This is a genomic window from Streptococcus sp. oral taxon 431 (genome assembly GCF_023110115.1).
Lineage (GTDB): Bacteria > Bacillota > Bacilli > Lactobacillales > Streptococcaceae > Streptococcus.
This window is the reverse complement of sequence record NZ_JALDVP010000004.1, coordinates 55,926-69,128: the sequence shown is the minus strand read 5'-3', so window position 1 is coordinate 69,128 and position 13,203 is coordinate 55,926. Positions and strand designations below refer to the sequence as shown.

The following is a 13,203-nucleotide window of genomic DNA, read 5'->3' as shown; positions in this document are numbered from 1 at the left end:
AAAATCTGTTTGAAAGAGGCAAAATAGTTTATGGTTTATTCAAAAGAAATTGTCAGAGAGTGGCTAGATGAGGTAGCGGAGCGTGCTAAAGATCATCCGGAATGGGTTGATGTCTTTGAACGTTGCTACACAGACACTTTAGACAATACAGTTGAAATCTTAGAAGACGGCTCGACCTTTGTACTAACTGGAGATATCCCAGCTATGTGGCTTCGGGACTCGACTGCTCAGCTTAGACCATACCTTCATGTGGCAAAAAGAGATTCTCGTTTGCGCCAGACCATTGCTGGTTTGGTTAAACGCCAGATGACTTTGATTCTCAAGGACCCCTATGCCAACTCTTTCAATATTGAGGAGAACTGGAAGGGTCATCACGAGACAGACCATACAGACCTCAATGGCTGGATTTGGGAACGTAAGTATGAAGTAGATTCGCTTTGCTATCCCTTGCAATTGGCTTACCTTCTCTGGAAGGAAACTGGTGAGACTAGCCAGTTTGACGAAACTTTTGTTACGGCGACCAAGGAGATTCTTCATCTTTGGACGGTGGAGCAAGATCACAATAACTCACCATACCGTTTCGTCCGTGATACCGATCGTAAGGAAGACACTTTGGTTAATGATGGTTTTGGACCTGATTTTGCGGTGACAGGGATGACCTGGTCAGCCTTCCGTCCAAGCGATGACTGCTGTCAGTATAGCTACTTGATTCCATCAAATATGTTTGCAGTCGTTGTCTTAGGTTATGTCCAAGAAATCTTTGCTACATTGAGTCTAGCTGATAGTGAAAGCATCATTGCTGATGCTAAACGTCTGCAAGCTGAAATCCAAGAAGGAATCGAAAATTACGCCTACACGACTAACAGCAAGGGCGAGAAGATCTATGCCTTTGAAGTAGACGGTTTAGGAAATGCTAGCATCATGGACGACCCTAACGTACCAAGTTTGTTAGCTGCTCCATATCTTGGTTACTGTGATGTCAATGACGAAGTGTATCAAGCAACTCGTCGCACCATTCTGAGCCCTGAAAATCCTTACTTCTATCAAGGAGAATACGCTAGCGGTCTCGGAAGCTCTCATACCTTCTATCGTTATATCTGGCCGATTGCCCTATCAATTCAAGGCTTAACAGCTACAGATAAAGCTGAGAAAAAATACTTGCTAGACCAACTAGTTGCCTGTGATGGCGGAACAGGTGTCATGCACGAAAGCTTCCACGTGGATGACCCGACTCTATACTCTCGTGAATGGTTCTCATGGGCCAACATGATGTTCTGCGAATTGGTCTTGGATTACCTAGATATTCGCTAATACTCTTCGAAAATCAAATTCAAACCACGTCAGCTTCACCTTGCCGTACTCAAGTACAGCCTGCGGCTAGCTTCCTAGTTTGCTCTTTGATTTTCATTGAGTATAAGGAGTACGTTTTCGATCAACTGATTCTAGGAAAGAATCACAAATATATTTTTAAATTTAAGTTAGAATGAGGTTTTACTCATGGAAAATGTTGTTGTACATATCATCTCTCACAGTCACTGGGATCGTGAGTGGTATCTACCTTTTGAAAGTCACCGTATGCAATTGGTGGAACTTTTTGACAATCTTTTTGATCTTTTTGAAAATGATCCTGAGTTCAAGAGCTTCCACCTAGATGGACAAACCATTGTCCTCGATGACTATTTAGAAATTCGCCCTGAAAACCGTGACAAGGTGCAGCGTTATATCGACGAAGGCAAATTGAAGATTGGGCCTTTCTATATCTTGCAGGATGATTACTTGATTTCCAGTGAAGCTAACGTCCGCAATACCTTGATTGGACAAGCGGAATGTGCTAAATGGGGCAAATCTACTCAAATTGGTTACTTCCCTGATACCTTTGGAAATATGGGGCAGGCTCCTCAAATCCTTCAAAAATCAGGGATTCACGTAGCAGCCTTTGGTCGCGGTGTCAAGCCAATCGGATTTGACAATCAAGTCCTTGAAGATGAACAGTTTACCTCTCAATTTTCTGAGATGTACTGGCAAGGGGCTGATGGTAGCCGTGTACTCGGCATTCTTTTTGCTAACTGGTACAGTAACGGGAATGAAATTCCAGTGGATAAAGACGAGGCTTTGACTTTCTGGAAGCAAAAATTAGCGGACGTCCGTGATTATGCATCGACCAACCAATGGTTGATGATGAACGGCTGTGACCACCAACCTGTTCAGAGAAATCTGAGCGAAGCCATTCGTGTGGCAAATGAACTCTTCCCTGACGTGACCTTTATTCATAGCTCATTTGACGAATATGTCCAAGCAGTGGAAAGTGCCCTTCCTGAACAATTATCAACGGTCACAGGTGAGTTGACCAGTCAGGAAACGGATGGTTGGTATACTCTTGCCAATACTTCTTCTTCACGCGTTTACCTCAAACAAGCCTTCCAAGAAAATAGCAACTTGTTAGAGCAGGTCGTGGAACCATTAACCATTATCACTGGTGGACATAACCACAAGGATCAATTGACCTATGCTTGGAAAGTACTTCTGCAAAATGCACCGCACGATAGTATCTGTGGTTGTAGTATTGACGAAGTTCACCGTGAAATGGAAACTCGTTTTGCCAAGGTTAATCAAGTCGGGAATTTTGTTAAGACTAATCTTCTTAACGAATGGAAGGGTAAATTAGCTACTCAAAATGCGCAAAGTGGCCACCTCTTTACCGTTGTCAACACAGCTTTACATGACAAGGTTGATACAGTTAGTGTTGTAGTGGATGTTGTGACTTGTGATTTCAAAGAATTGCATCCGACTGAAGGTTACAAGAAGATGGCAGCCGTGATCTTGCCAGATTACCATGTTGAAGATTTGGATGGCCATGTCCTTGAAGCCAAGGTTGAAGATTTGGGAGCAAGTTTTGGCTATACTTTGCCTAAGGATAAATTCCGCCAACCCTATATTGCACGCCAAGTGCGCGTGACAATTCCAATCCACCTTGCACCGCTTTCTTGGGCAAGTTTCCAATTGGTCGAAGGTCAAGTAGATCACCGTGATGGTATTTACCAAAACGGAGTCATTGATACCCCATTCGTAACAGTGAGTGTAGATGAAGGAATCACAGTCTATGACAAGACTACTAATGAAGCTTACGAAGAATTCATCCAATTCGAGGACCGTGGAGATATTGGTAACGAGTACATTTACTTCCAGCCGAAAGGAACTGAGCCAATTTATGCTCAACTGAAAGGTTATGAAGTCTTAGAAAACAATGCTCGCTATGCCAAAATCTTGCTCAAACATGACTTGACCATTCCAGTCAGTGCAGATGAAAAATTGGATGCTGAACAAAGAGGTATCATCGAGTTCATGAAACGAGATGCAGGTCGTTCAGAAGAGTTGACAACCATTCCTCTTGAAACAGAAATGACTGTCTTTGTGGACAATCCACAGATTCGCTTCAAGACTCGCTTTACCAACACAGCCAAGGATCACCGCATCCGTCTCTTGGTGAAAACTCATAACACCCGTCCAAACAATGATTCTGAAAGCATCTATGAAGTTGTAACAAGACCAAATAAACCAGCAGCTTCTTGGGAAAATCCTGAAAATCCACAACACCAACAAGCCTTTGTCAGCTTGTATGATGATGTTAAAGGAGTGACAGTATCCAATAAAGGATTGCACGAGTATGAAATTCTTGGAGATGACACCATGGCTGTAACTCTTCTTCGTGCTTCAGGCGAACTCGGTGACTGGGGCTACTTCCCAACGCCGGAAGCTCAGTGCTTGCGAGCTATCGAAGTTGAATTTGCAGTAGAATGTCACCAAGCAGGGGAACGCTTCTCAGCTTTCCGTCGTGCCAAAGCCTTCCAGGTGCCATTTACAGCTCTTCAAGTTGCAAAACAAGAGGGTAGCGTTGCAGCAACGGGTAGCCTCTTTAACCATCCGGCACTGAACTTGCCACAAGTCTGCCCAACAGCCTTTAAGGTGGCTGAGAATGAAGAAGGTTATGTCCTTCGCTACTACAACATGAGTCAAGAAAATATCCGTGTGTCTGAAAAACAACAAACTATTCTTGACTTGTTGGAACGCCCATACCCAGTCCATTCAGGACTATTGGCACCACAGGAAATTCGTACAGAATTGATTCAAAAAGAAGAAATTTAATTTCAAAAAGTAAACATAAAAAGAAAGGAGGAGCGAAAAAGTAAGAACCAACTGCTGATTCGCTCCTTTTTGCAGGTGAAAGCAATGACCATTGCAACGATTGATATCGGAGGGACTGGCATTAAGTTTGCTAGTCTAACTCCTGATGGAAAGATTTTAGATAAGACCAGCACCCCAACTCCAGAAACTCTAGAAGATTTGTTGGCTTGGTTGGACCAACGCTTGTCAGAACAGGACTATCGTGGGATTGCTATGAGTGTTCCAGGAGCGGTCAATCAAGAAACAGGAGTGATTGAGGGGATTAGTGCCATTCCTTATATCCATGGTTTTTCATGGTACCAGGCCCTTGCTCATCACCAGCTACCTGTCCATCTAGAAAATGATGCCAACTGTGTTGGACTTAGTGAACTGCTAGCTCATCCTGAGATTGAAAATGCAGCCTGTGTTGTCATTGGCACAGGAATTGGCGGGGCTATGATTATTAATGGCAAAATTCACCGTGGTCGCCATGGCTTGGGTGGAGAGTTTGGTTACATGACAACTATCGAACCAGCAGAAAAACTCAATAACTGGTCACAACTAGCTTCTACAGGAAACATGGTTCGCTATGTCATCGAAAAATCTGGTCAAACCGACTGGGATGGCCGTAAGGTTTACCAAGAGGCTGCAGCAGGCAATGCCCTTTGCCAAGAAGCCATTGAGCGGATGAATCGTAATCTTGCTCAAGGCTTGCTCAATATCCAGTATCTAATCGACCCAGATGTCATTAGCCTAGGTGGCTCTATCAGTCAAAACCCAGATTTTATCAAAGGTGTGCAAAAAGCAGTAGACACCTTTGTGGAAAGATATGAAGAATATACAATTGCGCCAGTCATTCAAGCTTGCACCTATCATGCAGATGCCAATCTCTACGGTGCCCTTGTCAACTGGTTACAGGAGGAAAACCAATGGTAAGTTTTACAGGACTTAGTTCCAAACAAGCGCAAGCTATCGAAGTATTAAAAAGTCACATTTCTCTATCAGATGTAGAGGTGGCAGTCGCTCAATCTGACCAAGCTTCTATCTCTATCAAGGGTAAGGGCGGAGAATATCAATTGACTTATCGCAAACCTCACCAACTCTATCGCGCCTTGTCTGTTCTCGCAACAGCTTTGGTAGAAGGTGATAAGGTAGAGATTGAAGAACAAGCGGCTTATGAAGATTTAGCCTACATGGCTGACTGTTCGCGAAATGCAGTTTTAAATGTTGCATCTGCCAAGCAGATGATTGAAGTCTTAGCTCTGATGGGTTATTCAACCTTTGAACTCTACATGGAAGACACCTATCAGATTGAAGGCCAACCCTACTTTGGTTATTTCCGTGGAGCGTATTCAGCTGAAGAGTTACAGGAAATTGAAGCATACGCCCAGCAGTTTGACATGACCTTTGTCCCATGCATCCAGACCTTGGCCCACTTGTCAGCCTTTGTCAAATGGGGCGTCAAAGAAGTGCAAGAACTCCGCGATGTAGAGGATATTCTCCTCATCGGTGAAGAAAAAGTCTACGATCTGATTGACGGTATGTTTGCTACTTTGTCTAAACTACAAATTCGCAAGGTCAATATCGGGATGGACGAAGCTCACTTGGTTGGTTTGGGACGTTACCTTATCTTAAACGGTGTTGTGGACCGTAGCCTCCTCATGTGTCAACATTTGGAGCGCGTGCTGGATATCGCAGACAAGTATGGTTTCCACTGCCAGATGTGGAGCGATATGTTCTTCAAACTCATGTCAGCAGATGGCCAGTACGACCGTGATGTCGAAATTCCAGAAGAAACTCGTATTTACTTAGACCGTCTCAAAGACCGTGTGACCTTGGTTTACTGGGATTATTATCAGGATAGCGAAGAAAAATACAACCGTAACTTCGGTAATCACCACAAGATTAGCCAGGATATTGCCTTTGCAGGTGGTGCTTGGAAGTGGATTGGTTTTACACCACACAACCATTTCAGTCGTCTTATCGCTATCGAAGCAAACAAAGCCTGCCGTGCCAATCAGATCAAAGAAGTCATTGTGACTGGTTGGGGAGACAATGGTGGTGAAACAGCTCAGTTCTCTATTCTGCCAAGCTTGCAAATCTGGGCAGAACTCAGCTACCGCAATGATTTAGACCGTTTGTCTGCACATTTCAAAACCAATACAGGTCTATCCGTTGAGGACTTTATGCAGCTTGATTTGGCCAATCTCTTGCCAGATCTACCAGACAATCTCAGTGGGATTAATCCCAATCGCTATGTCTTTTATCAGGATGTTCTCTGTCCAATCCTTGATAAGCACATGACTCCTGAACAGGACAAGCCTCACTTTGCCCAGGTGGCTGAGACTCTTGCTGCTATTAAAGAAAAAGCTGGAGTCTACGCTTATCTCTTTGAGACTCAGGCTCAGTTGAATGCCATTTTAAGTAGTAAAGTGGATGTGGGACGACGCATTCGTCAAGCCTATCAAACAGGTGATAAAGAGAGCTTGCAACAAATTGCTAGGGAAGAATTACCAAAATTAAGAAGCCAGATTGAAACCTTCCACAAGCTCTTTAGCCAGCAATGGTTGAAAGAAAACAAGGTCTTTGGCTTGGATACAGTAGACATCCGTATGGGTGGACTCTTGCAACGCATCAAGCGAGCAGAAAATCGGATTGAAGACTATCTAGCCGGTTCTATCTCACGTATCGAAGAATTAGAAGTAGACATCTTGCCATTTAATGATTTCTACGGAGATAAGGACTTCGCAGCAACGACAGCCAACCAGTGGCACACCATTGCGACAGCTTCGACTATTTATACGACCTAGAAATTTATCACAGATAGCCAAACATCTCCTTTTAAATACATGGAGATGTTTTTTGATTTGGAGATAGGGAAGGAGTATAATGAAGGTATAAGGATAGTTTGGAGGTGTGATCATGAAAAAGCTACTACTAGTCCTAGGTGCGAGTGTGCTAGTTTTATCTGCTTGCCACAAGGCAACAGAAGATAGCGTAACTAGTCAGTCAACATCAAGGGAGCAACAAACCAAGGAAGTAACCAACTATTTTCACTACCTAGCGGATTCCTATCAAAAGGCTCTTGCACACGAAAAAGAAGCCAAGGATACAACTGTTCAATCCCCCATGTCTGCCACCGTTGTAGCTATGGAAGAACTCCAGTTATCTAATCCGACTGACCAAGCTTTGGTTATGAAGAACTACTCGGATTTTCAGAAGCTAATCCAATACAATACCGAAAAGTGGCAGGAAGAGTTTGCAAGCTGGGCTTCTTCTATGGGGCAGTCCTATCATAGACTGGAGCATAGAAACTTTGACCAAAAAAATGAACTCATCAAAAAAATAGAAACAACAACTGTTTCTAAGAAAAGAGTCCGATGGAATATTTTCGGGGTGTCCAGTGATAATGCATATGATTACTTGGTTTTGGATGCCTACTATGACGATCAAGCCAGACATTTCTACCTATTTACACTCAAGGACGGGCAAGCACAGGTCTTGTATGCCGATAAGACACTAGAAACTATCAGTGCTGCGAATTTTGAAGAGAATGAAAACACAGATTTAGCGCAAGGTTTTAAGGAATTTCTATTAAAAACAAGCGTAGTTACAGAGAATGAGTCAGATACAGACTATAGTGCTCTAACAGACAAGATAAAAATAGCCATGGAATCCTATTCAGATAGTAAAGGTGAAAGATTTAAGTCGACTAACCTAGCAACATATGGTCGTTATTATGGACTTGCAGTTCCGAATCAGATGATGCAATTTGGACAAGTGGATGGAGAGAACTATACTTTTAAATGGTTCGACCATATTGCTGGTGTTGGTGAAAAACGGTTTGAAATCTTAGCCTGCTATGTGAATGAAGTAGGGACAGAGGTGATTCTCTTTGGATACAAGGATGGTCGCCCTACTATTTTACATACTGAGGGGCAACCAGAGATTGAGAAAAACGAAGCAGGTACCATTATAAATGCCCAAGTTCATTTTGTTAGATTTCACCAACCGATATTGGAAGGAGTTTTCAATTAGTAGAGATGGGGAACACCTCTTGCAGGCAAAGTGTTTCCCGTGAAACCCACTTCTCATATAAAAAAGTTCTCCACATAAAATAATTTGTGGAGTTTTTTCTATAATTTGTAGTTTAAACTGTCCTAAAAATAAGAGTATACTATTTTTGTAAACGTTATCAAGACTAAAAATGTGAGATTATGAAGTTTTAGAAAATAAAAAGGGAGGAAATTATGAATAAGTTTTCAAAAACTTTAAGAGATAATTGGATTTTTCTCTTAATGGTTTTACCAGGAACAATTTGGTTGATTTTATTCTTCTACATTCCAGTTTTTGGGAATGTGGTTGCCTTCAAAGACTACCATATGACTGGTGAAGGATTCGTCCACAGTATTATAAATAGTAGATGGGTCGGACTAGATAACTTTAAATTCTTGTTTAGTTCCAAGGATGCCTTCGTCATCACTCGAAATACGGTCCTTTACAACCTTGGATTTATCTTTATTGGTTTGATTGTATCAGTTGGTATTGCCATTATCCTTAGTGAACTTCGCTCTAAGCAAATGGTTAAAATCTACCAAACATCTATGTTGTTCCCTTACTTCCTATCTTGGGTTATCATCAGTTTCTTTACAGATGCTTTCCTAAACATCGATAAAGGGCTTATCAACCACACCTTAGAAGCCCTTGGAATGAAGGGTATTAACTTCTACGCTGATGTCAGTATCTGGCCTTACCTTCTCCTTTTCCTAGGTATCTGGAAAGGCTTTGGGTATAGTAGTGTGATGTACTACGCAACTATCATGGGTATTGACCCAACTTACTACGAAGCAGCGACAGTGGATGGTGCTAGCAAATGGCAACGTATCCGTAACGTAACCATCCCTCAGTTGACACCACTTGTGACAGTATTGACCATCCTTGCAGTCGGAAACATCTTCCGTGCAGACTTCGGTCTCTTCTACCAAATCCCTCACAACGCAGGTCAGCTCTATAGCGTAACAAACGTATTGGACGTCTATGTCTTTAACGGATTGACTCAGACAGCAGATATCGGTATGGCTTCAGCAGCCGGTCTCTACCAGTCAGTCGTCGGTTTGATTCTCGTTATCCTATCAAACTTACTTGCAAGACGTGTTGATCCTAACTCAGCACTATTCTAGAAAGGAGGAGCATATGGCAAAAAAAATTCAAAAAGAAAAAATTGATAATGTTGGCATACACTCCTTCAGCAAAAGGGCAGATATCTTCTTTAGTATCATATCTGGTTTGCTGGCCTTCTCTTGTATCTTGCCTTTCATCTTCGTAATCATTATTTCAATTACAGATGAGAAGAGTATTGTTCAATATGGATATAGTTTCTTCCCTTCCAAGTTTGGTGTAGATGGATTCCAATTCTTGGCTCAGTTTAAAGACAAAATTTTACAAGCGCTCTTTATCTCAGCCTTTGTGACAGTTGTCGGTACATTGACAAACGTATTCATCACAACGACATACGCTTATGCCATTTCACGTACAACATTTAAGTATCGCAAATTCTTTACAATTTTTGCTCTTCTTAGTATGTTGTTCAATGCTGGTTTGGTACCAGGCTATATCGTGGTAACTCAGTTACTTCACTTGGGTGATACTATTTGGGCCTTGATTGTTCCAATGCTTCTATCACCATTCAACATCATGTTGATGCGGTCTTTCTTCAAGAAAACCATTCCAGAAGCAATCCTCGAATCAGCCCGTATCGATGGTGCTAGCGAGGCGCGGATCTTCTTCCAAATCTGTTTACCACTCTCTCTTCCAGGGATTGCGACTATCACACTGTTGACAGCACTTGGATTCTGGAACGACTGGTTTAATGCCCTTCTTTACATCAAGAGTGACAACTTGTATCCATTGCAATATTTGCTCATGCAAATTCAAAACAACATGGATTACATTGCTAAGTCAGTTGGGATGTCAGGACAACTTGCAGTTGCCTTACCAAAAGAAACAGGTCGTATGGCCATGGTCGTAGTTGCGACTGTTCCAATTGCGATTCTCTATCCATTCTTCCAACGCTACTTTGTAAAAGGTTTAACTATCGGTGGTGTTAAAGAATAAGAGACGCTGAGAAACAAGCTTTCTCTACCCTATCTAACTTTTCTTTGTTGAAAAGTAGATCACTAAAATTGTTTTAAATTTAAAAATAAAAAAAGGAGTTTTTATCATGAAAAACTGGAAAAAATATGCTTTTGCATCTGCTAGCCTTGTAGCTTTAGCTGCTAGCCTCGCTGCTTGTGGAAACCTTAAAGGTAACAACCAAAAAGCTGCTGACTCAGCTTCAGGTGACAAAACTGTTATCAAAATGTACCAAATCGGTGACAAACCAGACAACTTGGATGAGTTGCTAGAAAATGCAAACAAAATCATCGGAGAAAAAGTTGGTGCTAAATTAGATATCCAATACCTTGGATGGGGTGACTACGGTAAGAAAATGTCAGTTATCACTTCATCAGGTGAAAACTATGATATCGCATTTGCAGATAACTACGTTGTAAACGCTCAAAAAGGTGCTTATGCTGACTTGACAGAATTGTACAAGAAAGAAGGAGCTGAGCTTTACAAAGCGCTTGACCCGGCTTACATCAAAGGTAACACTGTAAACGGTAAGATTTATTCTGTTCCAGTTGCAGCTAACGTTGCATCTTCACAAAACTTTGCTTTCAACGGCCCACTACTTGAAAAATATGGAATCGATATCTCAGGTGTAACTTCATACGAAACACTTGAACCAGTATTGAAACAAATCAAAGAAAAAGCTCCAGATGTAATGCCATTCGCTGTTGGTAAAAACTTTATCCCATCAGAAAACTTTGACTACCCAGTTGCAAATGGTCTTCCATTCGTTATCGACCTTGAAGGTGACACTACTAAGATCGTAAACCGTTACGAAGTTCCTCGTTTCGTAGAACACTTGAAGACTCTTCACAAATACTATGAAGCAGGATACATTCCAAAAGACGTAGCAACAAGTGAAACTTCATATGACCTTACTCAAGATACTTGGCTTGTTCGTGAAGAAACAGTAGGACCAGCTGACTACGGTAGCAGCTTGCTTTCTCGTGTTGCTAACAGAGACATCCAAATCAAACCATTTACTAACTTCATCAAGAAAAACCAAACAACTCAAGTTGCAAACTTTGTAATCTCAAACAACTCTAAGAACAAAGAAAAAGCAATGGAAGTGTTGAACCTCTTGAACACTAACCCAGAACTCTTGAACGGACTTGTTTATGGACCAGAAGGCAAGAACTGGGAAAAAGTTGCAGGTAAAGAAAACCGTGTTAAAGTCCTTGATGGATACAAAGGAAACACTCACATGTCAGGATGGAACACTGGTAACAACTGGATCCTTTACATCAACGAAAACGTTACAGATGAACAAATTGCACAATCTAAGAAAGACTTGGAAACTGCAAAAGAATCTCCAGCGCTTGGATTCATCTTCAACACTGACAACGTGAAATCTGAAATCTCAGCTATCACTAACACTATGCAACAATTCGATACAGCTATCAACACTGGTACTGTAGACCCAGAAAAAGCTATTCCAGAATTGATGGAAAAACTTAAATCTGAAGGTGCTTACCAAAAAGTATTGGATGAAATGCAAAAACAATACGACGAATTCTTGAAAAACAAAAAATCTTAAGATAGATTGATTTCGTGTATTCATTCCTAAAAGATGCGATCACTGCCTTGTCTGGAGTTTTCCAGACGGGGTGGTGATTCTTTTTTGGTATCATGATAGGTATTTTAGTCAAGACAGGCCATGGATATCTTTTTGTTAACTTTTCTTCATCGAATATTTAATTAAAACAAGATCTGAAAATGGGTCTTGTTTTTTACTTTTCGGTCAAATAAATTGCATTCGCTTTCTTGGGAGAGTATACTGGTATAGTTGAATGAAAAATTCTGATAATTTAATCTTAGAAAAGAGAAGCACATGTCAAAAGATATTCGAGTTTTACTTTACTATAAATATGTTCCCATCGAAAACGCGGAACAATTTGCTGCAGACCACTTGGCTTTCTGTAAATCAATCGGCCTCAAAGGTCGTATCCTAGTCGCTGATGAAGGGATCAACGGAACCGTTTCTGGTGACTACGAAACAACGCAAAAATACATGGACTACGTTCACAGCCTTCCAGGGATGGAAGACCTCTGGTTCAAGATTGACGAAGAAAGTGAGCAAGCCTTCAAGAAGATGTTTGTTCGCTACAAAAAGGAAATCGTTCACCTTGGTTTAGAGGATGATAACTTTGATAACGACATCAATCCTCTGGAAACAACAGGTGCTTACTTGTCACCAAAAGAATTTAAAGAAGCCCTCCTAGATGAAGATACGGTGGTCCTTGATACTCGTAATGACTATGAGTACGACCTTGGACACTTCCGTGGGGCTATCCGTCCTGACATCCGCAACTTCCGTGAATTACCACAATGGGTTCGTGATAACAAGGAAAAATTCATGGATAAACGTGTCGTTGTTTACTGTACAGGTGGAGTCCGCTGTGAGAAATTCTCTGGCTGGATGGTTCGTGAAGGTTACAAAGATGTCGGTCAATTGCATGGAGGAATTGCGACTTACGGGAAAGATACAGAAGTTCAAGGGGAACTTTGGGATGGGAAAATGTACGTTTTTGACGAGCGTATTGCAGTCGATGTCAACCATGTCAATCCAACCATTGTAGGGAAAGATTGGTTTGATGGAACGCCATGTGAACGCTATGTCAACTGTGGAAATCCATTCTGTAACCGCCGCATCTTGGCATCAGAAGACAACGAAGACAAATATCTCCGTGGTTGCTCGCACGAGTGCCGTGTTCACCCACGTAATCGTTATGTTTTAGAACATAAATTGACACAAGATCAAGTCATCGAGCGTCTAGCAGCGATTGGTGAGAACTTGGATCATTCTGAAGTTGTATAAAAGTAAGACAGTCCTTAGTGGCTGTTTTTCTATGCTTTTGACTAAAAAATCTTAAA

At 41.6% G+C, this 13,203-nt stretch carries 9 protein-coding genes; all 9 read left to right on the top strand.

Going from position 1 to position 13,203, the window contains the following annotated elements; translation table 11 throughout:
- The first annotated feature begins 30 nt into the window (after positions 1–30).
- Positions 31–1,311, top strand: coding sequence for a glycoside hydrolase family 125 protein (locus M1F91_RS06535; protein ID WP_247913062.1), 1,281 nt, complete (start codon positions 31–33; stop codon positions 1,309–1,311).
- A gap of 186 nt (positions 1,312–1,497) precedes the next feature.
- Complete coding sequence (locus tag M1F91_RS06530) at positions 1,498–4,143, top strand: alpha-mannosidase (RefSeq protein WP_247913061.1); 2,646 nt, start codon at positions 1,498–1,500, stop codon at positions 4,141–4,143.
- Positions 4,144–4,227: 84 nt separating this feature from the next.
- Complete coding sequence (locus M1F91_RS06525; protein WP_247913060.1) at positions 4,228–5,097, top strand: ROK family protein; 870 nt, start codon at positions 4,228–4,230, stop codon at positions 5,095–5,097.
- On the top strand, positions 5,091–6,971 hold the full coding sequence (locus M1F91_RS06520; RefSeq protein WP_247913059.1) for a beta-N-acetylhexosaminidase: 1,881 nt from the start codon (positions 5,091–5,093) through the stop codon (positions 6,969–6,971). Before M1F91_RS06525 ends, M1F91_RS06520 begins: the two co-directional genes overlap by 7 nt.
- 112 nt (positions 6,972–7,083) lie before the next feature.
- Positions 7,084–8,199: a DUF4767 domain-containing protein gene (locus M1F91_RS06515; RefSeq protein WP_247913058.1), complete on the top strand. Its 1,116-nt coding sequence runs from the start codon at positions 7,084–7,086 to the stop codon at positions 8,197–8,199.
- A 212-nt stretch (positions 8,200–8,411) separates the two neighbouring features.
- A complete protein-coding gene (locus M1F91_RS06510) occupies positions 8,412–9,341 on the top strand; it encodes a sugar ABC transporter permease (protein WP_036756348.1) in 930 nt (309 codons plus the stop codon).
- 13 nt (positions 9,342–9,354) lie between these two features.
- Positions 9,355–10,275 carry a carbohydrate ABC transporter permease gene (locus M1F91_RS06505; protein WP_247913057.1) on the top strand — a complete coding sequence of 307 codons (921 nt, stop codon included), beginning with the start codon at positions 9,355–9,357 and terminating at the stop codon, positions 10,273–10,275.
- A 106-nt stretch (positions 10,276–10,381) separates the two neighbouring features.
- Complete coding sequence (locus tag M1F91_RS06500; RefSeq protein ID WP_247913056.1) at positions 10,382–11,866, top strand: ABC transporter substrate-binding protein; 1,485 nt, start codon at positions 10,382–10,384, stop codon at positions 11,864–11,866.
- Between the two features lie 294 nt (positions 11,867–12,160).
- The gene (locus tag M1F91_RS06495; protein ID WP_247913055.1) at positions 12,161–13,147 is read left to right on the top strand and encodes a rhodanese-related sulfurtransferase; all 987 of its coding nucleotides are present in this window, start codon (positions 12,161–12,163) and stop codon (positions 13,145–13,147) included.
- The last annotated feature ends 56 nt before the right edge of the window (positions 13,148–13,203 follow it).